Annotated in this window: 20 protein-coding genes and 1 pseudogene; 7 read left to right on the top strand and 14 right to left on the bottom strand. The window is 57.2% G+C overall.

What is annotated here, in order from left to right; all coding sequences use genetic code 11:
• Nucleotides 1-3: 3 nt before the first annotated feature.
• From ACWKXN_RS12240 to ACWKXN_RS12260, 5 genes are all read right to left on the bottom strand, one after another.
• Nucleotides 4-5,586 carry a trifunctional serine/threonine-protein kinase/ATP-binding protein/sensor histidine kinase gene (locus tag ACWKXN_RS12240; RefSeq protein WP_454543840.1) on the bottom strand — a complete coding sequence of 1,861 codons (5,583 nt, stop codon included), beginning with the start codon at nucleotides 5,584-5,586 and terminating at the stop codon, nucleotides 4-6.
• A 9-nt stretch (nucleotides 5,587-5,595) separates the two neighbouring features.
• Nucleotides 5,596-5,976: a response regulator transcription factor gene (locus ACWKXN_RS12245; RefSeq protein ID WP_033144522.1), complete on the bottom strand. Its 381-nt coding sequence runs from the start codon at nucleotides 5,974-5,976 to the stop codon at nucleotides 5,596-5,598.
• 23 nt (nucleotides 5,977-5,999) lie between these two features.
• Nucleotides 6,000-6,260 (bottom strand): XapX domain-containing protein, encoded by a 261-nt coding sequence (locus ACWKXN_RS12250; RefSeq protein ID WP_010427264.1) that lies wholly within the window; start codon nucleotides 6,258-6,260, stop codon nucleotides 6,000-6,002.
• Nucleotides 6,257-6,478, bottom strand: coding sequence for a DUF1427 family protein (locus tag ACWKXN_RS12255; protein WP_029739325.1), 222 nt, complete (start codon nucleotides 6,476-6,478; stop codon nucleotides 6,257-6,259). Before ACWKXN_RS12255 ends, ACWKXN_RS12250 begins: the two co-directional genes overlap by 4 nt.
• 61 nt (nucleotides 6,479-6,539) lie before the next feature.
• The gene (locus tag ACWKXN_RS12260) at nucleotides 6,540-7,226 is read right to left on the bottom strand and encodes a hydrolase (RefSeq protein WP_047742952.1); all 687 of its coding nucleotides are present in this window, start codon (nucleotides 7,224-7,226) and stop codon (nucleotides 6,540-6,542) included.
• A gap of 217 nt (nucleotides 7,227-7,443) precedes the next feature.
• On the opposite strand from ACWKXN_RS12260, the pseudogene ACWKXN_RS12265 reads away from it, so the two are divergent.
• The 4 genes and pseudogenes from ACWKXN_RS12265 (at nucleotide 7,444) to ACWKXN_RS12280 (ending at nucleotide 12,190) form a co-directional block, all read left to right on the top strand.
• Nucleotides 7,444-9,315 (top strand): annotated as a pseudogene (locus ACWKXN_RS12265) (amidohydrolase).
• Complete coding sequence (locus tag ACWKXN_RS12270; protein ID WP_454543841.1) at nucleotides 9,315-9,722, top strand: DoxX family protein; 408 nt, start codon at nucleotides 9,315-9,317, stop codon at nucleotides 9,720-9,722. Before ACWKXN_RS12265 ends, ACWKXN_RS12270 begins: the two are co-directional and overlap by 1 nt.
• Nucleotides 9,719-11,338, top strand: a complete 1,620-nt coding sequence (locus ACWKXN_RS12275; RefSeq protein ID WP_454543842.1) for an MFS transporter — start codon at nucleotides 9,719-9,721, stop codon at nucleotides 11,336-11,338. Before ACWKXN_RS12270 ends, ACWKXN_RS12275 begins: the two co-directional genes overlap by 4 nt.
• A 30-nt stretch (nucleotides 11,339-11,368) precedes the next feature.
• On the top strand, nucleotides 11,369-12,190 hold the full coding sequence (locus ACWKXN_RS12280; RefSeq protein WP_032660966.1) for an alpha/beta fold hydrolase: 822 nt from the start codon (nucleotides 11,369-11,371) through the stop codon (nucleotides 12,188-12,190).
• Nucleotides 12,191-12,284: 94 nt separating this feature from the next.
• Here ACWKXN_RS12280 and ACWKXN_RS12285 read toward each other — a convergent pair whose 3' ends face one another.
• Entirely contained in the window at nucleotides 12,285-13,682 is a 1,398-nt protein-coding gene (locus tag ACWKXN_RS12285; RefSeq protein WP_248180102.1) for an MFS transporter, read from the bottom strand.
• Between the two features lie 50 nt (nucleotides 13,683-13,732).
• Complete coding sequence (locus tag ACWKXN_RS12290) at nucleotides 13,733-14,821, bottom strand: cellulase family glycosylhydrolase (protein ID WP_454543843.1); 1,089 nt, start codon at nucleotides 14,819-14,821, stop codon at nucleotides 13,733-13,735.
• Nucleotides 14,822-15,006: 185 nt separating this feature from the next.
• Between ACWKXN_RS12290 and ACWKXN_RS12295 the strand changes: the two genes are divergently transcribed.
• Entirely contained in the window at nucleotides 15,007-16,014 is a 1,008-nt protein-coding gene (locus ACWKXN_RS12295) for a LacI family DNA-binding transcriptional regulator (RefSeq protein WP_454543844.1), read from the top strand.
• Here ACWKXN_RS12295 and fosA read toward each other — a convergent pair.
• Nucleotides 16,000-16,425, bottom strand: a complete 426-nt coding sequence (gene fosA / locus ACWKXN_RS12300; protein ID WP_454543845.1) for a FosA/FosA2 family fosfomycin resistance glutathione transferase — start codon at nucleotides 16,423-16,425, stop codon at nucleotides 16,000-16,002. The two genes, ACWKXN_RS12295 and fosA, sit on opposite strands and share 15 nt — an antisense overlap.
• Nucleotides 16,426-16,624: 199 nt before the next feature.
• On the opposite strand from fosA, the gene trpS reads away from it, so the two are divergent.
• Nucleotides 16,625-17,629, top strand: coding sequence for a tryptophan--tRNA ligase (trpS, locus tag ACWKXN_RS12305; RefSeq protein ID WP_454543846.1), 1,005 nt, complete (start codon nucleotides 16,625-16,627; stop codon nucleotides 17,627-17,629).
• 577 nt (nucleotides 17,630-18,206) lie between these two features.
• A complete protein-coding gene (locus ACWKXN_RS12310; protein ID WP_262769215.1) occupies nucleotides 18,207-18,578 on the top strand; it encodes a hypothetical protein in 372 nt (123 codons plus the stop codon).
• A gap of 58 nt (nucleotides 18,579-18,636) precedes the next feature.
• Here ACWKXN_RS12310 and ACWKXN_RS12315 read toward each other — a convergent pair whose 3' ends face one another.
• From ACWKXN_RS12315 to ACWKXN_RS12340, 6 genes are all read right to left on the bottom strand, one after another.
• On the bottom strand, nucleotides 18,637-19,104 hold the full coding sequence (locus tag ACWKXN_RS12315) for a SymE family type I addiction module toxin (protein ID WP_211438493.1): 468 nt from the start codon (nucleotides 19,102-19,104) through the stop codon (nucleotides 18,637-18,639).
• Nucleotides 19,105-19,460: 356 nt separating this feature from the next.
• Nucleotides 19,461-20,753: an McrC family protein gene (locus tag ACWKXN_RS12320; protein ID WP_221702842.1), complete on the bottom strand. Its 1,293-nt coding sequence runs from the start codon at nucleotides 20,751-20,753 to the stop codon at nucleotides 19,461-19,463.
• Complete coding sequence (locus tag ACWKXN_RS12325; RefSeq protein ID WP_221702843.1) at nucleotides 20,750-21,931, bottom strand: AAA family ATPase; 1,182 nt, start codon at nucleotides 21,929-21,931, stop codon at nucleotides 20,750-20,752. The genes ACWKXN_RS12320 and ACWKXN_RS12325 overlap by 4 nt, the downstream gene beginning before the upstream one ends.
• 8 nt (nucleotides 21,932-21,939) lie before the next feature.
• Nucleotides 21,940-22,488 (bottom strand): hypothetical protein, encoded by a 549-nt coding sequence (locus tag ACWKXN_RS12330; RefSeq protein ID WP_454543847.1) that lies wholly within the window; start codon nucleotides 22,486-22,488, stop codon nucleotides 21,940-21,942.
• A gap of 2 nt (nucleotides 22,489-22,490) precedes the next feature.
• Nucleotides 22,491-23,513 carry a DNA adenine methylase gene (locus tag ACWKXN_RS12335; protein ID WP_221702845.1) on the bottom strand — a complete coding sequence of 341 codons (1,023 nt, stop codon included), beginning with the start codon at nucleotides 23,511-23,513 and terminating at the stop codon, nucleotides 22,491-22,493.
• 32 nt (nucleotides 23,514-23,545) lie between these two features.
• A complete protein-coding gene (locus ACWKXN_RS12340) occupies nucleotides 23,546-24,586 on the bottom strand; it encodes an adenine-specific methyltransferase EcoRI family protein (protein WP_454543849.1) in 1,041 nt (346 codons plus the stop codon).
• Between the last annotated feature and the right edge of the window lie 151 nt (nucleotides 24,587-24,737).

Raw genomic sequence — 24,737 nt, forward strand, 5'->3', positions numbered from 1 at the left:
CCTTTACCCTTCCTGCGCCGCCAGCGGCAGCGCAAACGCAAACACCGTGCCGTACGGCTCCCTGCGGCGCGCGCTCAGCTTCCCGCAGTGACGCTCGATGATGCTGGCGCTGATGGTCAGCCCCATCCCCATCCCCTGCGCCTTGGTGGAGTAGAACGAGTCAAAAATCTGCTCCAGCCGCTCGGGCTCAATGCCGCTCCCGGTATCGGCGATCTCGACGATCACTTTCCCGTCCGCGTTGGCGGTGCTGAGGGTAATAGTGCTGGCGCGATCCTTCACCTCGGCCATCGCCTCTACCGCATTCATCACCAGATTGAGCAGCACCTGCTGGATCTGCACGCTATCGCCGGTGATAAAGCTGTTCTGCGCCTGTAACTGATAATCAACGCTAATGTGTCTCTGCTCCAGCTCGCTGCGCGAAAGCGTGATGATATGGTGGATCAGGTAGTGCATGTCGATGCGCGAGAAGGTGGGATCCTGCTTGCGCGTCAGGGACTGGATGCTGCGAATGATCTCCCCCGCCCGCGCGCCTTCCGCGGCGATCTCCTCCAGCCCCTCACGCACTTTATCCAGACGGGCGGGCTCGCGGTTGAGCCAGCGCAGGCTCGCCCCGGCGTTCGAGACGATCGACATCAGCGGCTGGTTGATCTCGTGGGCGATGGAGGAGGTCAGCTGCCCGACGGTGGTGGCCCGGGACACCCGCGCCAGATCAGCCTGCGCGACCCGCATGGCATCCTCCGCCGCGCGCTGGCCGGTGATATCGGTGATGATGCCGTAATACTCGTTCACCTCGCTGCCCACGCCCACTGGATCGCCAATCCCGAGGATGTAGCGGGTTGAGCCGTCGGTACGCTTAACGCGGAACTCCGCGCGCATGGAGAGCCCGTCGCGCACGCTTTGGGTGACGATGGCGCTGATGCGGGCGTAATCGTCCTCATGGACGAAGGTCAAAAACTCCGCCATGGAGATCGTCTTTTGCTGCCCGGGCAGGCCGAGAATGCGGGCGTACTCTTCCGAGACAAACATCAGATCCTGCTCCAGCTCCCAGCGCCAGCTGCCGGTGTGGCTGATCTGCTCGCCCAGCATCAGCGAGGTCTGGCTGGATCGCAGCTCTTTCTCCACCCGGCGGCGCTGGATGTTCTCCGCCAGCAGCTCGGCGTACAGCCGCGCCGTCTCAAGGGATACCGCGGCCTGCGCGCCCAGCAGGCTCACCACGCGCGAGTGCTCGGCGGTGAAAACCTCCGGCATCAGGCGGTTTTCGAGGTAGAGCACGCCTACCAGCCGCGCCTGTTTGAACATCGGGACGCACATGACCGCCGCCCCCGAGGTCACCAGATAAGGGTCCTGACTGAAGGGATGGAACTCCTCCGGCCTGCCGGTGCGGATCTCCTGCCCGGTGCGGATCACCGCCGCCAGCACCGACAGCGGCAGGTCGGTCGCCGTCGGCACGTCTTTCAGGATCCGCACCCGCACGCCCTCGGTGCTGGTCCAGGCGCTGGCCTCGATCTCCGGAATCAGGCTCTCGCTCACGCGCAGCAGCAGGCCCCGCTGCGCCCCGGCGCGTTCGAGCAGGATGGTCATCAGGTTTTCGATTAAGCGCTCAAGGTTAATCTCTTCCGACAGCGCGCGGGAGGCTTTGATGACGCTTTGCAGATCGCGGATGGTCTCGTTCTGGGCGAACGCCACCGTGTCGTAGGCGCTGGCCTGCCCGGAGGCCAGCAGGTGCGGGAAATCCTGCTCCAGCTGGCGCACCTTGGCCTGCGCGCCCGCGCGGCCCCAGGCGGCAATCGAGCCGCGGAAGTGCGCGTCTGAGGCGGTCGGGTAGCCGCAGGACAGCGCAAAGCGGCCCGCCAGCTCGTGGGCCAGAGCGTTGATCGGGTTAAACCCGCCCTCGCGGGAGAGCCGGACCGCCTTCTCATACTGCTCGAGCGCAATGCTGTTCATCCCGTCCAGACGCACGATTTCGGCGTAAATCAGCGCCTCTTTATCCGCGAACGTGCCGGGATTAACGCGCGCCCAGAGGGCGATTTTGTCGTAGTGGGCGTGAATGCTGCGGCGGTGATTCGCCGAGAAGGTCTCCGGCGTCAGCTGACGTGACAGCGCCAGGGCGCTGTAGAGATGGTAATCCAGCAGATGGATGTGGCCCGGCGCAGACCACGCGTACCAGCCCGCCATCTCAAGATCCGCCTGCGCGTCGGCATATTCGCCGCAGGTAAAGTGCGCCATGCCGCGATACAGCCAGTACCAGAACAGCATGGTGGAGTTCTTCTCCGGCGCCTGCTCCGGCGACGCGGGAAGTAGCGCCTCCGGCAGCACCTGCGACGCGGTCCAGGTGCCGATGACCGGCGTGCGCAGAAACTCAACGTAGCCGCGCTGGACCATCAAAATGGTCTCCACGTCCTGGAAGTGGGTTTTACGCACGAACGCCAGGCCGCGATCGATGCTGGTCAGCACCCCGTCCAGGTGATCGCCCCGCGAGAGGAAGTTAATCACCTGGTGGCAGGCCGCAAAGCAGGCCATCGTCATATCCCCGTGGGTCACCGCCGAGGTGAAGCAGGCCTTCGCGCACTCGATGGTAAACGATAAAGGCTGGGTCCAGACGCTGAGCTGGTCGAGCGGCAGCAGGGTTTTGGCTTCGAAGGCGTCGTAGCCGTGGCGATTCACCAGCTCGCGGGCCAGGGTGCCGTACTGGAACCCAAGGCGATACTCGGCGTAGCGGTGGCCAATCAGCACGCCAAACCAGGCCATCGCCGTGGTGGAGGCGCCGGTAATGCCGTGGTCGAGGGTCAGGTGCATCATGCGGCAGAGCAGCAAAAAGTGCAGGCGCGGGCAGATGAAGCTGGCGCAAATGCTGGCGCTGTAGAGCAGGTTCATCACCGCTTCGGTTTCCGGGTTATCCATCCGCGACAGCTGGGCAAACAGGTTTTGCGGCGCGTCGGCCGTGCGGTTGCAAAACAGCGCCCAGGCCTCGTCGCAGTCGGCATCTTCCGGATAGCGGCTAATCTGGATCCCGAAAATCCCCAGCCAGCAGAGCGCCGCCTCCAGCGCCAGACGGCTGTCCGACTGGCGAATGTACACCTCCACCAGCAGGTTCGCCGCCAGCGCCTTTTCGGTCAGCCCGCCGGGGCAGCCGAGAATGGCGTCGCACAGCTCGCGGGTGCGCTCCAGGTGCCCCAGCGCAAACTCGCAGCCCGCTTCTTCGATATCGAGCATAAAGTCCGACACCGTCCCGGCGTTGCCCAGCGCTCTGGCGGTCTGGATATAGCCGAGCGCCGAAGGATAATCCCCCGAGCGCTTCGCGCGTCGCGCGGCCAGCAGGCTCAGCTCGCGGAACATCTCGCGCTGCGGGGCGGGCTGGATGCTGTCCAGCGCGGCAGTGACGTGGTGAACGGCGCGGAACAGCAGATCGTTCCCCGCCGCCTGACGCGCGGCGTCGGCCAGCAGGCTGGCGGTGGTCAGGTGAATATGGCTTCTCTCATGCCGATCCAGCAGCGCAAAGGCGGCCTCCTGCACCCGGTCGTGGGTGAAGGCGTACTTTTTTTCCGCCAGCACGATGAGCTGGGCCATCACCGCCGGGTGCAGCGCATAGCGCATTTCCGCCATCGACATGCCGACCACGCGGCAGATCATCTCCATCTCGCCCGTGCCGCCGAGACAGGCGATGCTGCCCAGCAGGCGGCGCGTCTCGTCGGGGAGTTCTTCAAGCTGCTCCAGCACCAGGGTGACGAGGTTTTCGGTGTAGTGCCTGGCGCGGATCGCCTGCAGATCGTAGTGCCACTTGTCCTGATATTTGTTGTGCACCACCAGGCCGTCATCCACGATGCGGCGGAAAAACTCGTGCACAAAGAGCGGGTTGCCGCCCGTCTTCTCGTGGATCAGCGTGGCGAGGTCGGTCGTCGCCGCGCTGCGGGTGCGAAATACCGTCGCCAGCCAGCGCGCCACTGCTTTCACGGAAAGCGCCTGCGGGACAATCTCGCTCGCGTTTTGCGCCGCCTCCGGCAGGCCTGCCAGCAGCGCCTGCAGGGCGGCGTCGGGCACGGCGCTGATATCCCGGTGGGCCGCGACCACCAGCAGCGGAACAGCGCCGCAGTTCATCAGCAGATATTTGAGCGTGTGCAGGCTGGCGGCGTCGCTCCACTGGAGATCGTCGAGCACCAGCACCAGCGGGCAGCCCTGCGAGGCAAAGGTTTTTACCAGCGCCAGCACCATATGGCTGAAGCGCACCCGGGCATCAATGGAAAACGTATCCGCCGAGAAGCGCGGCTTGCTCTCCAGCAGCAGGCCCAGCTCTGGCACCAGGCTGACGGCCAGCGCCTCGTGCCCCTCCAGGGCGCGAGACAGGCGGATTTTCCACTTCGCCACCTCCTCTGCGGGCAGCCCCAGCAGGTGCAGCGTCAGGGTGCGGAACGCGGAGCTTAATACGCCGTAGGGCAGCGACGGCGAAAACTGATCGACTTTGCCCACCGCCAGCAGCACCGTACGCTGCTGCAGCGTTTTGAGCGCCGTCGCGATGATCGAAGATTTGCCGATCCCCGACGGCCCGCCGATCGTCACCAGCTCCGGCATCAGGTTCTGCCCCACCCGCTCAAACGCGGCAATGACGTCGTTCGCCTGCGGATGCGTCGCGAAGAGGGAGTCCGCCAGATGGATCGCCGGGGTGCGGTCCTGCTGGCCGGGCGTAAAGGCGACGATATCGCCCTCGCAGGTCAGCGTCGCCTGGCAGCGGCGGAGGTCGGCAATCAGCCCGTCGACCGTCTGGTAGCGGTTATCGGGGTGCTTTTCCAGCAGCTTCAGGATGATGGTCGACAGCATTCCCGGCACGTCCGGGCGGATCGCGTCCGGGGCCAGCGGCGCGGAGGCAATATGGTAGTGCGCCCAGTTGGCCCGATCGTCCTCCCCCAGCTCAAACGGCAGGCGTCCGGTCAGGAGTTCATACAGCACCATGCCGAGGCTGTAGAGATCGCTGCGGCCGTCGACGGGGCGCTGGGTGCGGGTGGTGTGCTCCGGCGACATATACGCGGGCGTACCGCCTGAAACGGCAAGCCGGGTCTGGGTGATGGCATCGGAGAGACTGCTTGAAAGGCCAAAGCTGCCCAGACGGCAGGTGGCGTCGTGATGAACAAAAATACTGCCGGGCTTGATATCGCCGTGGATCAGGTTTTGCAGATGCATCTGGCGCAGGGGAACGCAGATCTGGATCGCCATCTCGAGAAAGCGCGTGATGCCCGAGATCGCCCTGCCCGCGCGCCGCGCCAGCAGCTCAAACGAAAACGGGGCGTACACCAGCGCGAAGCGCCCCCGGTACTGCGTTGACGCGACGGCGCGAATGGCCCAGCTGTCCTGCAGCACGTCGCGCAGCGCAAACTCGTTTTTGAGCAGCCGGGTGGCCCGCTCTTCCTCTTCGTCGCTGACCGCGGTAGCGATAATGAACGAGCCGCCGGAATGAGGATGTCGCGCGTGCATCCAGGCGATTCCGCCCTCCTGCGCCAGCACGGTAAAAATCACATCCTCTTTAAGGACAAAAACCCGCCCCTGGTGAAGATTCCCCAGGGCGGGCCAGAATGCAGGCTGCTCGTGTTCGTTCATCCGCGATCCTTATTGTCGGCGGGCCATCTCCCGCTGAATATGATCCAGCAGAATATCGATGTTAATGGGCTTACGCAAAAATGCAGCGGCGCCCAGATCAAGAGCGTACCGCTGCATATTTTCATCAGCATGACCGGAGATAAAGAGCACGGGCGGAGGCGGTACGGCCAGCAGCCGCAGCTTTTCAAACAGCTCCAGGCCGCTCATGCCCCGCAGCTTGATGTCGGTGATCACCAGCGCCGCACCGGACAGGGCGAAAGGATGGCTCAGAAATACCTCTGCCGAATCAAACGTATCGGCGGCATAGCCTTCCGACTCCAGGAGATTACTCAGCCCGCTGCGGACGGAACGTTCGTCATCAATGATGGCAATGCGCCACGGCAGCGTCATGCTCTCTTTCCTCTCACAAATCATTAAACGTCGCGATCGTCCTTCGCGGGCGCAGGGGGCGCCGTGCCGCTGATTTTCGGTACGCATTCGTGACGAAACCAGGCAAGGGTAAGCGGTTCGCGACTCAGTAAACGCCGTCCCACCGGGATGAGCTGTTCGCCCACCAGCATGCCAAACAGACCAAGCAGGGCGACAACCGGCGGTGCCGGGGAATGCACGTCGAGCAGGGCGTAAATTACCCCAGCAACCACGCCGCACACCAGCGAAATTATCCATGCTTTCATGACGACGCTCCCGTCTGCGATTTGGCCTGCGGAACGGTCACCGGAGGCGGCGGCGCGCCGTCGCGGGATAACAGATGTCGCGTCGCCTGTTCACCCGCCAGCATCCCCAGCAGGCCAATCAGCGCCAACGCGGGCGGCGCGGGGGAGCGCACCTTCAGCACGGCATACATCAGGCCAATCAACACGCCTGCCGCAAGGGATATCAGCCCAGTACTCATTGTGAACTCCAGAGAAAAAGGCAGCGGCGAGCCGGATGAGGGACCAGCCCGCCAGCGGAACTTAGCGTGCCGGGACCGGCGCTAAGGTGCGGTGCTCGCTCTTCTGGCGAGACGGCGCTTTGTGCACCATGGTGTAGGCGTAATCCACGCCCATGCCGTACGCGCCGGAGTGCTCGCGCACGATATCCATCACCGCGGTGTAGGTCTCTTTACGCGCCCAGTCGCGCTGCCATTCCAGCATCACCTGCTGCCAGGTCACCGGGATCACGCCCGCCTGGATCATGCGCTGCATCGCGTAGTCGTGGGCTTCTTTGGAGGTGCCGCCGGACGCGTCCGCCACCATATAAATTTCGTAGTCGCCTTCCAGCATCGCGCACAGGGCAAAGCTGTTGTTGCACACTTCGGTCCACAGGCCGGCAACCACCACTTTCTTCTTGCCGTTGGCCTGCAGCGCGTCGCGCACCTTCTGGTCGTCCCAGGAGTTCATGGAGGTACGCTCCAGAATGTCCTGGCCCGGGAACACGTCCAGCAGCTCCGGATAGGTGTTACCGGAGAAGCTTTCGGTCTCAACGGTGGTGATGATGGTCGGGATGTTGAACACCTTAGCCGCTTTCGCCAGCGCCACGGTGTTGTTTTTCAGCACCTGGCGGTCAATAGACTGCACGCCAAACGCCATCTGAGGCTGGTGATCGATAAAGATGATCTGACAGTTCGCAGGGGTTAACACTTCGAGCTTTGAAGAGGTCATAGCATTTTCCAGTGGTTAAGGGTGAAATCGCCGCGAGCGCCGCGACGATAAAGACCCCCTCATCCTGCGGTTTTCCGTCCCTGCGCGTAATTATCTCTTCGTATAGTTAACCTTAGGTATAGTTATACTTTGGTATACCTATCCTATTGTATAACTGGATCTTTGCCGAAACCGGTTCCCATAATCCTGACCATTCCCCTCTCAGTCAGGAGCACGTATGGTTACCCTCGGTAAAGCCGATCTCATTCTGGTTAACGGCCAGTTTCACACCGTCGATCGCGAGAACCCCGTCGCGGAAGCCGTTGCCGTGCGCGACGGAAAATTTCTGGAAGTGGGTACCGTCGCCGAGGTGATGCAGCACCACTGCGAAGGCACCAAAGTGGTCGACTTAAAAGGCCACACCGCCATCCCCGGCCTGAACGACTCGCACCTGCACCTCATTCGCGGCGGGCTGAACTACAACCTTGAGCTGCGCTGGGAAGGCGTGCCGTCGCTGGCCGACGCCCTGCGGATGCTGAAAGAGCAGGCCCTGCGCACGCCGTCGCCCCAGTGGGTGCGCGTGGTGGGCGGCTGGACCGAGTTCCAGTTTGCCGAGCGCCGGATGCCGACCCTGGACGAGATCAACGACGCCGCGCCGGACACCCCGGTCTTCATCCTGCACCTGTACGACCGCGCCCTGCTCAACCGCGCCGCGCTGAAGGTGGTCGGCTACACCAAAGACACGCCAAACCCGCCGGGCGGGGAGATCCAGCGCGACGCCAACGGCAACCCGACCGGGATGCTGATTGCCCGTCCGAACGCCATGATCCTCTACGCCACGCTCGCTAAAGGGCCGAAGCTGCCGCTGGAGCAGCAGGTCAACTCCACCCGCCAGTTCATGCGCGAGCTGAACCGCCTGGGGCTGACCAGCGCCATCGACGCGGGTGGCGGCTTCCAGAACTACCCGGAAGATTACGAGGTAATTGCCGAGCTGCACGAGAAAAAGCAGATGACCATCCGCATCGCCTACAACCTGTTTACCCAGCGTCCGGGCCACGAGCTGGAAGACTTTGAAAAATGGACCGACATGCTCACGCCGGGCCAGGGCAGCGACTTCTTCCGCCACAACGGCGCGGGCGAGATGCTGGTCTTCTCCGCCGCCGATTTTGAAGACTTCCTCGAACCGCGCCCGGACCTCGCGCCGGGGATGGAGGACGAGCTGGAGCGCGTGGTGCGCCATCTGGTGGAGCACCGCTGGCCGTTCCGCCTGCACGCCACCTATAACGAATCCATCAGCCGCATGCTGGACGTGTTCGAGAAGGTGAACCGCGACATTCCGTTCAACGGCCTGCACTGGTTCTTCGACCATGCAGAAACCGTTACCCAGGCCAACATCGACCGCATCAAAGCGCTCGGCGGCGGCATTGCCGTGCAGCACCGCATGGCGTTCTAGGGCGAGTACTTTGCCGAGCGCTACGGCATCGAAGCCACCCGCCACACGCCGCCGGTGGCGAAAATGCTCGAGACCGGCGTGCCGGTGGGCTTAGGGACGGACGCCACCCGCGTGGCGAGCTACAACCCGTGGACCGCGCTCTACTGGCTGGTCTCCGGCCGCACCGTCGGCGGGATGCAGATGTACGACCACAGCGCCCGTCTGGACCGCGATACCGCCCTGATGCTCTGGACCCAGGGCAGCGCGTGGTTCTCCAGCGAGCAGAACCAGAAGGGGCAGATCAAGGTCGGCCAGCTTGCCGACCTGGCGGTGCTCAGCAAAGACTACTTCCGCGTGCCGGAAGAGGAGATCAAGGGCATCGAGTCCGTCCTGACGGTGGTCAACGGCGATATCGTTTACGCCGCAGGCAGCTTTGGCCCGCTCGCGCCGCCTGCCATTCCGGTTCTGCCCGAGTGGTCACCGGTGGTGAAGGTGCCGGGCCACCACCGCAGCGCGCCGCCGCAGGCCGCACGCGTCGGCTTGAGTGTGGCTCATCACTGCAGCGGCCCGTGCGGGGTTCACAGCCACCAGCATGATTTCGCCCGCACGTCAGAGATGTCGGTGTCCGACGATAACGCTTTCTGGGGGGCGCTGGGCTGCAGCTGCTTTGCATTCTGATGAAAAACACCTTTACCCCGCCCCGGGTCGACCTGGGGCTGTTCTTCCTGCGCCTGACCGGCAGCCTGCTGCTGCTGTACGTGCACGGCCTGCCGAAGGTGCTGCACTTCAGCGACGAGCTGACGCGCATTGAAGATCCGTTCGGCTTCGGGCCCTGGGCGAGCCTGATCCCGGCGATTGTCGCCGAGGTGATTTGCCCGCTGTTTATCATTGCGGGCGTGTACACCCGCCTGGCGTGCCTGCCGATTATCGCCGTGCTGCTGGTGGCGATGCTGGCGGTCCACCCGAACTGGTCGATTGCCGAAGGGCAGTTTGGCTGGCTGCTGCTGATTATCTTCACCACCCTCGCCCTCACCGGGCCGGGCCAGTGGCGGCTGCAGCGTAAGACAGCGGAGAGGTTCGCATGACCCAGGTTAACGACGTTCGCGACGCACACGTCGAGACGACGCCCGCACAGACGGTTTCGCCCTGGCAGCCGCTGAGCCAGCCGGTGTTCCGCATGCTGTGGATCGCCACGGTGGTCTCTAACGTCGGCTCATGGATGAGCGACGTCGGCATCAACTGGAGCATGCTGACCCTGAGCGCCGACCCGCTGGATATCGCGCTGGTGCAGGCGGCCAGCAGCCTGCCGATGTTCCTCTTCGCCCTGCCGTCCGGGGTGATGGCGGACATCGTCGACCGACGTAAATATCTGCTCTTCTCCCAGCTGTGGGTGTTCATCGCCGCCGCCGGGCTGACGGTGCTCTCCTTCACCGGACACGTCACCCCCGCCGTTCTGCTGGTGGCGACGTTTCTGCTGAGCGTGGGCGCGGCGATGAGCTCGCCGCCGTTCCAGGCCGTGGTGCCCGATCTGGTGAGCAAGCCGGAGCTGGGCGCCGCCGTGGCGCTGAACTCGCTCGGGGTGAACATCAGCCGGGCGATTGGCCCGGCGCTGGGCGGTTTCCTGCTGTCGCTTGCCGGGCCGTGGATGGTGTTTGCCCTCAACGCGCTCTCCGTGGTCGGCGTGGCGTGGGTGCTATGGCGCTGGCGTCCGGCACCGTCCATTCAGCGTCTGCCGCCGGAGCACTTCTTCTCCGCGGTGCGCTCCGGCATCCGCTACGTGCACGCCGCGCCGGTGCTGCGCAACGTGCTGGTGCGCACCGTGGCCTTCTTCGTTTTCGGCAGCGCGGGCTGGGCGCTTCTGCCGCTGGTGGCGCGCCGCGAGCTGGGCCTAGGCCCGGCGGGCTACGGCGTGATGCTGGCGTGCATTGGCCTCGGGGCGATTGCCGGGGCGATCCTGCTGCCGCGCCTGCGCCAGCGGCTGGACGCCGACCGGCTGATGGTGGCCGCCAGCCTGACCTTTGCCCTTACCATGCTGGCGCTGGCGTTCGTGCGTCACGTCTGGCTGCTCAACCTGTTTGAGTTTTTCACCGGCTTCGCGTGGATTGCGGTGCTTTCAACTCTGAATCTCGGCGCGCAGCGCAGCGCCGCCCGCTGGGTGAAGGCCCGCGCCCTGGCGGTCTACCTGACGGTGTTCTTCGGCTCGATGACCGCGGGCAGCGCCATCTGGGGGCAGATCGCTTCCCGCTTCGGCACCCCGACCTCGCTGGTGGTCGCCACGCTGGGGATGGTGCTGGCGAGCGCCACCGTGTTCCGCTGGAAGCTGGGGAAAGATCCGGACCTGAACCTCGACCTGAGCGGCCAGCCGCTGGACGGCGTGGAGATCGATCTGCCCAACGAGCGCGGCCCGGTGCTGGTATCGCACGAGTACATCATCGACCCGCAGAACACCAGAGCCTTCCTGGAAGCCGTCCACGAGCTGCGCCGGGTGCGCCGCCGCGCCGGGGCGATGAGCTGGGCGGTATACGAGGATATTGAGCGCCCCGGTCTGTTTATCGAGACCTTCCTGATGGGCTCGTGGATCGAGCATCTGCGCCAGCAGGAGCGCCACACCATGAATGACCTCCTGCTGCAGAGCCGCGTTCTGGCTTTTCATCAGGGCACAACATCACCGGCAATTCGCTACCTGGTCGCGCCGGTATAATCCTAATCATCACCTGCACAGGAACACACTATGGCAACGTTTAAGGCAAAAGACGGCACGCAGATTTACTACAAAGACGGCGGCGCGGGCAAACCGGTTCTCTTCAGCCACGGCTGGCCGCTGGACGGCGACATGTGGGACAGCCAGCTGAACTACCTGGCCGAGCGCGGCTTCCGCGCCATCGCCTTTGACCGTCGCGGCTTTGGCCGCTCGGATCAGCCGTGGAACGGCTACGACTACGACACCTTTGCGTCCGACATCAACGACCTGATTACCACGCTGGATCTGCGCGACGTGACGCTGGTGGGCTTCTCCATGGGCGGCGGCGACGTGACCCGCTACATCAACAACTACGGCAGCGCGCGCGTGGCCGGTCTGGCGCTGCTGGGCGCGGTGACGCCGATCTTCGGTAAATCCGACTCCTTCCCGCAGGGCGTGGATCAGAGCGTGTTCGACGGCATTCGCGACGGACTGCGTAAAGATCGAGCCCAGTTCATCAGCGATTTCGCGACGCCGTTCTACGGCATCAACGCCGGGCAGACCGTCTCTGCCGGTGCCCTGACCCAGACGCTGAACATCGCCCTGCTGGCGTCGCTGAAGGGCACCATCGACTGCGTGACCGCGTTCGGCGAAACGGACTTCCGCCCGGATATGGCGAAAATCGACGTGCCGACGCTGGTGATCCACGGCAGCAACGACCAGATCGTGCCGTTTGAAAGCACCGGCAAGCTGGCGGCAGAGATGATCAAAAACGCCACGCTGAAGGTGTACGACAACGCGCCGCACGGCTTCGCGCTGACCCATCAGGACCAGCTCAACGAAGATTTGCTGGCGTTTGTGAAGTCGCTGTAAGTCTTTAAAAGCGAAGCCTGATGGCGCTTCGCTTATCAGGCCTACATGTCCCGTGCGATTTGTGGATCCTCGGGGTTTTGTCGGCCTGTGCGATTTATTGCCTCACGGGGTTTCGTAGGCCGGGTAAGGCGCAGCCGCCACCCGGCGCTTTCGCAGACGCGTTCCGCTCCGCCAGTAGCCGACAAATCTCCGCGTGCTTCTCCTCGGTGAAGGTAAAGCGCGACATAAACACTATTCGGATCAGCGACCCTATCGCCGGCAGCAGGCAGATCCCGAAGAACAGCCCCGACAGCACGCCTTCGCTCTGGATTTGCGCCTGCGGCACGTAGCCAATCATCGTCAGGAACACGCCGATTAACCCGCCACCCACCGCCACCGACATCTTACCGGTAAAGGTCTGCCCGGAGAAGGTGATCGCCGCGCAGCGCTTGTGGGTGTGGTACTCCGCGTACTCGATGGTATCGGCAATCATCGACGAGGTGAGGATGTTGGTCATCATCACGAACAGCGTGCTCAGGCCGAGCAGAATAAACAGCATCGTCACCTGCTGATACCCGACAAACCACATCACCACGCGCACCGCCACGTCCAGCCCGCAGAGGATCATAAACAGCTTCCGCTTCTGCATCCGGCGCGTCAGCATCGGGGCGACCAGGCACAGCACCGCCGCCACGATCCCCATCACGCCAATCGCCATCTGCAGGCTGCCATCGCCCAGGTTGTTAATAAAGAAGTAGATATACAGCCCGCCCGCCACGTTATGAAACACGCAGAAAAAGAACGACAGCAGGACGATAAACAGCGGCTTGTTCTGGCGCAGATTGTGGAAGGTATCGCGGATGGTCACCTTCTCCGGGCTCGGCGGCACGCGCTCTTTGATCTGCATAAAGCCGTTGAGCATCAGCGGCAGACCCACCAGCATCATCACCAGCGCCGCCATAAAGTAGCCTTTATCGTTGCTGTACTGGGCGAAGAATGCCGCCAGCTTCGGGAAGAAGATGTTGGCGCAGGCAATCCCCGCGTTCACCCCGAGCATCGCCGCCGTCACCGCGCGGGTGCGCTGGGCGGAGTCGTTGGTCATCACTGACGACATCGACCAGAACGGGATATCGGAGATGGCGTACAGCGTCCCCCACAGGATGTAGGTCACCCCGGCGTAGAGAATTTTGGTGGTCATGTCCGCTTCGATTTTATAGAACGACAGCAGCGTGACGCCGGTGATCAGCAGCGGGGCAATCAGCAAAAAGTGGCGAAATTTGCCGAACCGGCTGTTAATGGTGTCCATAATGCTCGCAAACAGCGGATCGTGAACCGCGTCCCACGCGCGGGCAATCAGGAAGATGGTGCTCGCCGCCAGCGCCGAGATCCCCAGCACGTCGGTGTAAAAATAGTTAATAAACGAACCCACTAAACCAAAGCTAAAACACTGACCTAAACCATAGCCAAAATAAGACCACAACTCGCGAGACGGTATTTTCATTGTCGTTGCCATTGATATATGCCTGCCTGGTTGCCCGGCGGTCGGCCGCCGGGTCGATATTATTAGCCCTGCGCGTGCGGGGCGATCTTGCGCAGCTGCTGCATTAATGCGATTTCACGGCGCGAGAACGGAATACCGTTCTCCTCGAACACGTCGTGGAACCAGAGGCGGCAGTAGTCCGTGGACTCCTTCATCACCACCGGCCACGGCAGCCACGTCTGGGTTTTGCCGCGCACCAGCCCCCACTGGTACGGCGCAACCTTCGCCGCGTACATCAGCGGGAGCTGCTCTTCGATGGTGCTGCCCACGTGGCGCGCCAGCCATTCGGTGCAGAACAGCGGGCGACCGAGCTGTTGCAGCTGCTGGATAATCGCCGTCATCCGCCCCGTGTGGGTGTAGGCGTGGAAGCTCACCACGTCCGAGAGCGCCAGCGCGATCTGGTCCAGCGGATGCTGGAAGAACGTCTCGCCCTCCTCCTCCGGCGGCAGACGCCAGGCGCAGACGGTGAGCGGCTGGGTCGGATCCTCTTCACGTACCCACTGGAACGCCAGCTTCATCAGCGCGTGGGCGCAGGTCTCCAGCTTCGCGTCGTACTGCACCTCCTGCGTGCCGGTCGCAAAAATGCCGCGGTTGCCCGGCTCGTTATAGAGATCCCACAGCAGGACGCGCCTGTCGTCGCGGAACTGGCGGACAACGTCGCGGATATAGCGTTCAATGTGCGGCCAGCTTTCGGGATCGCACACCTTGTCGCGCCCCGGGCTCGCTGCCGCCTGGCTGTTGTGCTTGCCCGGCACGGGCGGCTTTTGCGGGCCGAGGTAGGGCTCGTCGCCGGAGAAGCCGCAGTCGTCCATCAGGGTCAGCATGGTGCTGAACCCGCGACCGTCGGCTATCGTCAAAAAGTGGTCGATGCGCGCCATCAGCCCGTCGCGATCGTGCTCCCAGACGATAAACGGCAGGTTGATGCGCAGTGTGTTGTAGCCCGCCTCCGCCGCCCAGCCCAGCTCGCGCTCGATGGTTTCGGCATCAAAGGTCTCTTCCTGCCAGATATCGGTCCAGTTCACCGCCGTCGACGGCAGATAGTTAAACCCGCACAGCCAGCCTTTTTGCTCATACCACGCCTGTGCCTGCTCCCTGCTCCACTGCTCTTTCATTACGCGTCCTCTTACTGATAATATTTAGCTAATAAATATTAGTTGCAGGATAAATGCGCAAATCACGGCGTTTAGAAAAGCGACGGCTCTCACAAAGTTCACGCTTCGATGAATGAGAAACGTGATCGACGGCGCTAAAGGGTGCGGTTAGGGTATGATGCGAAATCGCGAAAGGGAGAGGACGGATGAAGCGAAAAACGAAAGTGACGATGAACGATATTGCGCGGGCGGCGGGCGTGTCGCAGGCGACGGTATCGCTGGTGCTTAACCAATCCCGCAACATCAAGCTCAGCGACGACACCCGCCAGCGGGTCATTGGCGTCGCCACCGAGCTCGGCTACGACCGCCTCCCCGCCGTTCACGCCCCGCGCAACCAGGAGGAGATCGCCCTGCTGGTCAGCTCCATACAGAGCTTCGACCCGTTTATCGACGCCATCAGCCAGGCGCGGGAAGCCGCGTGGCGCAACGAGACCCTGCTCACCGTCTACGACTATGGCGACGACATCGAGCTGGCGCTGAACATCATCCGCCAGCTGGAGAAGCGCAACTGCATCGGGATTATTCTCGCCTCACCGGTCACCACGCTGGTGGACATGACGGCGTTCCAGGACTGCACCCGCATCCCGCTGGTGCTGCTCAACCAGCGCGACCCCGGTTCGCCGCTGCTGCCGTCGTTTATCCCGGACGACTACGCCAATGCCTTCCAGGTGACTAAACACCTTATCGCCTGCGGGGCCACTCGCATCGCCCACATTACCGGCGAGAGCTGGATGGAGGCCTCCCGCCAGCGTCTGGCGGGCTACCAGGCGGCATTACAGCAGGCCGGACTGGCGTACGACGACGACCTGGTGCGGCAGACCAACTGGCAGTTCAGCGAGTCCTTTACCGCGACGACCTCTCTGCTGGAACTGGCCGAGCGCCCGGACGCTATCTTCTGCGCCAGCGACTGGCTGGCGATTGGCTGCTATCAGGCGCTGGCGGTGAACGGCGTGCGCATCCCGCAGGACATGCTGCTGGCGGGCTACGACGACCAGAAGATCTCCGAGCAGCTCACCCCGCCGCTGACCAGTATCCAGCTGCCCTACAGCGAGCTGGGACGGCTGGCGGTGGAGTATCTGTGCAATCAGGAAGATGCCGCCACGCACGTGACGCTGGCGGGCAGGCTGAAGGTGCGCGCCTCAAGCCTCGTCTGAGGTAAACACCATGCCCGCGTAGGGCTTCTCCCGACACGCCGCCAGCCGCACGGCGAGGCTGCCCACGTGCAGCTCCAGCTTGTGCCCGTCCGGGTCGAGAAAATAGAACGACGCCCCCTCGCTTTTGTTCTGCTTCCAGACGGTGACGCCCGCCTGCTCAAGCCTTTGCGAGAGCGGTTCAAAATCTTCTTCCGCCACGGTAAACGCGTAGTGGGTGTAGTCGCTCTCCTGCGGCGGCACGTACTCGCGCGCCTCGTCGTACGACAGGCAGACCCACAGATCGCCGCAGGTGAGATAGGCCCCGGTATTCCAGCGGGCGTGCAGCGTCAGCCCCAGCAGCTCGTGCCAGAAGGCGACGCTTTTTTGCAGGTCGCTGACCGCGAGGGTCAGATGGTTGAGTGATTGCAGCATGACGTGCCCTTTTGTTTTTCTCGCCGGACGTGATACGGTAAAAGCATGAACATAAACCACGCCGTGCTCACCGTAAACCGCTGGTGGCTGCCTTCTTAAAGGCGGCTCGGAGTAGTTTTCCCCATTTTCAGATAGCCGCCGAAAGGCGGCTTTCACATTTCTAAGACCCCTTTCGGCAACTGCACATTAAGGAGTCTTTATGAACGCACCCACCATCCTCACCGGCGACCGCCCAACCGGCCCGCTGCACCTCGGCCACTTCGTCGGATCGCTTCGCCAGCGCGTGGCGCTCCAGCAGACGCACAGCCAGTTTGTGCTGATTGCCGACCTGCAGGGGCTGACCGACAACGGCAGCAACCCGCAGAAGATCCGCGACAACATCCCCGAAGTGCTGGCCGACTACCTCGCCGCCGGCATCGACCCGAATCTGACCACGATCTGCCTGCAGTCCGCCCTGCCCGCCCTCGCCGAGCTGACGATGCTGTATATGAACATCGTGACCGTCGCCCGCGTGGAGCGTAACCCGACGGTGAAAAACGAGATTGCGCAGAAGGGCTTCGCCCGCTCGCTGCCGGTCGGGTTTATGGCCTATCCCATCAGCCAGGCGGCGGACATCACCGCGTTTAAGGCCGAGTGCGTGCCCGTCGGCGACGACCAGCTACCGATGATTGAGCAGACCAACGAGATTGTGCACAAGATGAACAGCCTGCTGCCCGCCCCGGTGCTGCGCCACTGTAAGGCGATGCTGAGCGACACCAGCCGCCTGCCCGGCATCGACGGCAGCGCCAAGATGTCGAAATCGCTCGGCAACACGCTGCACCTTTCGGCCAGCGAAGAGACCATTCACCGTGCGGTCAGCGCCATGTACACCGACCCGAACCACCTGAAGGTGAGCGACCCAGGGCAGATTGAGGGGAACGTGGTGTTTACGTATCTCGACGCGTTTCATCCGGACAAGGAGAAAGTGGCGGCGATGAAGGCGCACTATCAGGCGGGCGGGCTGGGTGACCGGGCGTGCAAGAACGAGCTGGAGGGGTGTTTGCAGGAGCTGATTGCGCCGATGCGGGAGCGGAGGGCGATGTACATGCGGGATAAGGGGGAACTGATGGCGATGCTGAAGCGCGGAACGGAACGAGCACAGGGGGTGACGCAGGCGACGTTGAGGGAGGTGAAGGTTGGGCTGGGGGTGCCGGTGTTTAGTTAAAGTCGATTTAGCGGTGGAGTGCGGGGGATTAGCATGAAGCCGCTAACTTGATTATTGCGGAAATAAGCGAGGCGCAATAAAGTATTAAATCCATTATTAGCTAATGTCGTTTATCATTCTTTCAAGAATGCTATATTCATGGCTTCTTTATATTTTTAATGCGCGGCGTAAAATGATATGAGTAAGTTTATTATTTCCATGCTGAATACGTTACTGTGCGTTTTTGTGATTGCACTGTGCCTCATTTTCGTGGGTGTCACTGATAACTGGAAAGAATGCACTCTAGCTATAATCATTATTTTAGGAGGCACACACCTTACTTGTGTTTTACTGAATCGTGTATTGCCTCATAAGTTATCTATCTTAGAAGGAATACTGGAAGTATTGGGAGGACCACTATTAGTTATAGGCGCAATTGTGTGCTTTGATATATTCGAACCCTGGCCGCTAAAAATCATTGGGATGTTTGTGTGGATTGTTTTGATTTTTTTTGTACCTTCAATAATAAGCCCCAGGCGTTAACTCGGTCTATTAATCAATGTCTACGTCATTTCTTCACCCACGGAATCCAACATTAATGTACCCCACTCTTTCGCAGGTCATTGAGATTGTACGTCAGTCCTCGGGACATCATCGCAAGCGCATTGATGAGAACCCCCTAATAGAAGCCGACCTTGATATCTGCGGCATGGATGGCGATGCCCTGATTGAAGACTGCGAGGCAGCGTTTGGCGTTACGCTCGTCACTGAAGAAGATGGCTATGAGAAAACTTTTTCCCTCGCTGAAAACGAGTTTCTTTTTAGCACCGAGGGCATAGATTACTTTGGTATCTGCCGCTTAGTTCGCAGGCTACGGGGCATTCCGGAACCTGTGATACGCGATTTAACCGTTGGCGAACTCCATGCTGTACTGGTTAAAACTGTGAAAGACCAAATACATCATGATTGAGTGACTTTTAGCGTAGTGCGGGCATGCGCTGACATGCCCGTGCAAGTTAGTTTTGAGTTTAAACAGCCTGCCCACTCCCACGCTTAATTACCGGAACATCACCCGTATCATTCAGCGCACCCGGGAAGGTCTTCAGCCACTGCGCGACTTTCTGCTTATTTATATTCACCACGCTCATACCTTCCAGGCATCCCCATAATTCTCTTGTATGCTGCGGCGTAATCACAATGCAGTCTTTCATGGCACGGATTTTTACGGGCATACCGTTGATAAAGCCCGCGCGGGTTAACCAGTCGCCGCCCAGAAGAAGGTATTTAATGTCTATGCGTGCATAGAGTTCGCAGCAGGCTGCACTGTCCTGAGGCGTTTCCGCGCGGGGATGGACGGGTGCCGCGTTGGTTTGGTTTCCGTGAAGGCGGCGGGCGCTGTTTTTGCGTACCAGCTCGCGGTTTTCAATCATGCCGGTGAAAGCGTCTGATTCTGTTTTGCAAACAGTAAACTCTGGCTTAAAATTCGTCGCAGCCATTTTCAACTCCTTTTCAGTTGTTTGTGGTTAGCGGTATGGGGGTGTTGCAGCACCTTCATATCGCGAATTCTTCTTTAAATTTTCTTTGATACGTCCTTTAGCTGGTTGGCGTAATTTCTGGTTCTCATTATACAGGGCTGAATATAAATACAGCGATTTGGTGTGAGGGAAATTTGGAATTTGCGAGGGGGATTCAGGAAAAAGAGTTCTTTGCGGTAAGGTCATGTTTTTGTTGATTGTGGGTTGATTGGTCTGAGTTTTGCGAGCATCATCGCAATTATTTATATTATTTCGCAAGGCAATAATTATCGGAAATTTACGGACCGTCCATTACCTATATTTATTGGGTAAATGTACTAATTTTTCGGCATCTGGCTTACATAGTACCCATCCAACCAATCCCCTATAACATTGATTAACACCTCATGTCCTTCTGGCAAAGCCAACTGCATTAGATTTAGCGGAAGTGCGGTTAATTCAATATTTTTCCCACCCAAAGCGGAAGGTACTAACCAAACTGTAGGTGCGCTATTTATAGCTACAGGATATGTTAATGAGACTCGCTGACAACCCAAAATATGACCTGCGGTAAGCACCTGATATGTGTCCTGTGCCTTTGGTCGAGAATTAAATCTTTTATATTTAGCATCTGTTACTGCAGAAGGAACACCATCCGCATCATGAAAAATGACATCAGGGGTAGTTTTCAATAAGTCACCTTCCCCCATAATTACCTGACCGAACTTTTTCTCAGCTTTCGTGATTCGCTTTCCACGTAGATTGGCTGCACGCTGGCAAAGCCAATAAATATAATTTTCATAGATTGCGTCAGAATTCCACAAAAAACCTGACAATGAATATTTCCCGCTAGCGTGATGGACGCCAGCACCTTGCAATAGTAATAAACCAATAAACAACGCGGCCTCTAACCCCTTATGCTGAGGACCAAGATATATCCGTTGAGCGTCAAGTAAGCAAGGTGGACTTTTCCGAACATGAGCAAGGCTAGCCGCGATCTCAAGTAAAGCTCGAGACCGCCCAAGAGATTTAACAGTTGTCGCAAGGCACTGCGCAGTCCAACGGATCAACCTAGCCAAAGGTGTATCATTTGTCAGCAGATCCGCAATATAAGGAAGCACCCAAGGACGCGCTAACCATTCACCTAATCTGGAATAATCTAATTGGCCTCGAAGTGTATTCCCACTTTCTCGCTTAGCAAGATAGCTTTGAGGTAATCCGCGTGCCGCTCCTTTAGCAAAAGATGCTAGAAAAATTTCAGTAAGTAAGTCAGGGACTGATAACGAATCGAATTGATGTGCGCTAGTAAAATTGTCATCAATATACCCCCCCTCAACGACAGTTAAGATTCGCCATAATATTGATTGCCAGCAATCATTGGTACCACTGAGAAATTTTGGAACGATTTCAATATCCATCAGGCCAGCTCGTACTACACCTGTAACAGCTTCAGCCCTCAGAGTTACAAATTCCTTTCCTATATTCTCAATTCGTATAGGGTCAACTGAAAGGCCTAGAGATTTACGCCAGTGCTTATTTGCTTCAAGTAAAGCATCAAGGTCAATATCTTCCATAGAATGAACAACAGGGTCACCATATTCCTGTAGGATGATACGTTTACCAAATTTCAACGAGTTAACCACCTGAAAGACCTTTTGATAGTATCAATCTCAAGTTCACTAACACGCACAGGAGTAAGCGTTCTCGACACAATAGAGCTCGCCTGAGAAGTGCGAAGCGTCCACGCATAATTACCAACTGAAGGGGCTGCATCAACGTGTAAAAGTTCATTCAACTGCTCAGGTCTTCCTGAGTATCGGTCCTCAAGTTGGGGAAAAATAACTTCATCCCATGCCGATGCTAAACTTTGCCATGCCCTATCTTCATCAATCAACTGCTCAGCGTCATCTGTAAGGGTTGTACTAGCTGTAATTGAGGTAAAAAGGCCGTGGCCAAGTTCGAATTCCGGGCCTAAATCAGAAGCTATAGCAACATTTAACCTGTCCATTAGAAGATAGCCAGTGACATATGGGTTAAGAGTCTCCCAACTATCTTGAGTTAATGAACTTATTGCTTTTCTATCTAACCCCCAATGCCGGGCGAGAACACCAAGATTGGGGCGCATCTCTATCCTATCAAAACGCCGCGAGAGAGCACTGTCGATTGGTATAGCAGCTCTATCAACGCTATTCATTGTTGATACGATATAAATATGCTTAGGAAATGTGAAATGTTCAGGGATATCAGTCACTCTACCGTTTGGTCGGCAGATTTTTTCACTTCGCCCATCTTTATAATTAAGCTGACGGAGTGGTAAAGGAAGCGCAACCCGTCCTTCTTCACGATAATCAAAATCAAGAAAAGTCATGAACTCGCCAAAAATACGAGCAGCATTTCCTCGATTAATTTCATCAATAAAAACTACTACGGATTTGTAATCTGAAGTAGGATCATTGAGTTCTAAAGCTGCATCTAAAAAGAGTCCAGCCCATGGCTGAAGACGTGTGCCGTCTGGTGAAATTTCAGGGCGCAAGCCTAAAACAAAGTCTTCATAACTATAAGATTGATGAAAAGTAGTCCAAACAACCTTTACAGGTCTCGGTATGGCAATTTCTTTCTCTGGTCGAGTAAAAGGTACCTGAGTTTCATTTGGATCGAGGAGGATTCCTGTGGTGCTTTCAGGAGAAACACTTAAAAGCTGGAAAAGTTCACTTATAAGTCTGGTCTTTCCAGTTGCAGGCGGACCATATAAAAGAACATTCCTACCAGCTTCCCATGAAGCAAGTATTTCATTGAGTTTATTATCCATAACACACCTTAAGCAATAATAACGCCACCGACTCCGTTACCATAAAGTTGCCACATAGGATCTGTTGGTAACAAATCAGAAGGCCGATTACCTACTGTGTAGCCAGCAAAGTATTCTCCTTCAATTGTTTTCGCTAAATAAATACGTAGACCACCAGCAGGGAAGAACTGCCGTGCATCTTCTGTACTACTTACGCCGTCAGGGGCTCGTGGGAATCCATTTACTGAAGTCCAAGCAGGATGGCGCTGAGAACCGGGTTGCTGGCGATTCTGGCGGGCAATTCGCATCCGATTTCCAGCCTTCCGATGGAACTCAATAGGTCCATAGATATGAGGCTGTCCAATTACTTTTGCCTGTATAGTTATTACAGGAAGAACGCTCACGTCAATTGCAGCCACATCAAGAAAATCAAGGGTGGCGGCAACCATTGATCCCGGAATTTCAATATAGAGGGAGCCACCACCACCCTCTATCCGATGAAATCGCTCGATATTGTAAAATTCGCCCGGTTGTACATTACGCCACCAAATACGGCTTATCACTAATTTGTTTGACATGGTTAACATACCTCTATGTGGTAAAGACGTTCAAGGACAGATCCATCTTTTACGCGGTTATTACTACGATAACGAGTGTAAGGAAGTTCATGCAAAGCTACCTTTCCGTACTCCCTTAATAAGGATAACAGTTCATCTTCACCCACTTGCCCATCTTGGCTGTAGGAAATAAATATGTGAGGAACGTCCAGTTGTTCTAGAGTTTTGCGAAAAGCCATAATAGCATTGCGCCGATAGCAAAAATCAGATGCCTGTTCTTGCCATGGGCGAAGTCCACCATCACCAATTGCTGTTGGCTCATCTTCACGAGCAATAGTCTCTAATATGTGATAATTTCCAGCATATTGCCGTTTAGTATAAGGGGGATCAAGATAAACTGCATCCACTTTAAGCAGTGATGCATTATCTTCAATGGCCCCTTGAATAACCCGATGGCACCCAGGCGTGTTCTCAAATTCAATACGCTCAAACGTTATCGGCTGAAGGGCAGAACGAGACAGTTTACGCAAAAAATATCCATAGGTCCCGCTGATATTTGCAATTTTATTTGTAGAGAGGATGAGATGATGGAGCATTAGGCTATGCTCAATTTCACTAATATCGCCGGATTTAACAACATTACGTATGCCAGCTCGAACGCCATCAATGTGTGCTGCATTCTCTGCAGAGAAGTACAGGCGCGGCGCTCGCCCATTTTCTGGTCTACCAGACTCCCCAAACTCACGAAAAAAATACCCCTCAACGGGCTCAATTGAACGCATCCATTCCAACATTTGGCTATAGCCGCCAAATGAGCTAAAAGCAGGCTCTTGCTTCGCAAGCAATCGAACCTTTGCATGAATTACAGGAAAAGTTAAAGTATCGGCAGCTGTTACTGAGTAGTTGGCACGGGCCAAAGCTAGAGAAACAGAAGCAGTGCCACACATTGGGTCTGCTACTGATGAGCCAGCCGGTAGAATTTGTGCAATTTCTCCTACAATCCAGTCAGCCAACCGAGTTTTATTGCCCAAATAACGGAACGACATAATTTCCCCATTACCTTTAATTTAGAATATAATTATTTCTTCTTAATGATTATGCGTTCATACATACGACGATAGGTACCATCACCATTTGGCAGGTAAAAACGAGGCCCTCCAGGTTGATATGTACCTTTAGCAGCAATCTGCGACATAGGTCGGCTCAAGGTTTTACTTGAACCCAAGATCTCAAATTGCTCAGGGTTAAATTTATCTAAAAAGGTAATTGGAACCCCCATCGCACCAGAATAATCCTTGGGAATATCCTTACTCTTCCCGACATCAATAGCGTCAAAATTTGCATATTTAGGATATTTATCTGGAGAATATGTATTTTCCAAGACTAAATCAACATATCGACTCGGATAATCGAGGTTTGTAAACCAACGCACACCCTTTACTCTAACATATTTATTTCCTTGCTCATCAATCCTTGAGCCGGCTGCGGTTAGTGGATAGTCGTCGGGAACACGGAACTCTCGATCACCACTACGAATACTTGGCCCATACCATATCTTATTGGTCTGAATTAAAGGGAATATATTTTTATATGTTACAGCATTCATATTTCCAATAATTACGAATTTTTTATTATACTTAACAAGTTGAGCTACATATTCATTAAAAAGTGAGAAGGGAGGATTTGTTACCACTATGTCGGCCTGCTCAAGTAATGCCACGCTTTCGGAACTACGAAAGTCCCCATCACCGCTAAGCTGTTTGATACCGATAACTTCAGCATTTGGGATCTGATCACCACGTTTTTCGCCAGAATACTCTAGATAAACTGCTTTACCAGATTCATTTTTCATAAATAAATCAGGGTTTTGACTGCGGTAACATGTTGTAATAAGTTTTTTTAACCCAAGCCTATGGAAATTTTCTGAAAAATAACGAAAAAAATTACTTTCTCTCGGATCATCACAGTTACAATAAACAACTTTTCCTTGAAAATGTTCGATGTAATGTTCTAGTTCAAGCTCAATGTCACCTAGTGATGTAAAAAACTCATCCTTTTTTGCATATCTTGCTTGCTTGAAATCCATGTTTCGCGTAGTGGGTGCAGTGTTGTTTTTCATCATCATTAACTCCTAAGCATCAGACATATTAGCAATTATTTTCAAATCGTCAAGCTCATTATTAATAATTTAGTCAGTTATGCATCAAAAAGCCTGAACATCTTATCAACAGAAAACAGAAAACAGAAAACAGAAAACAGAAAATAGAAAA

Source organism: Enterobacter sp. UPMP2060 (assembly GCF_053709655.1).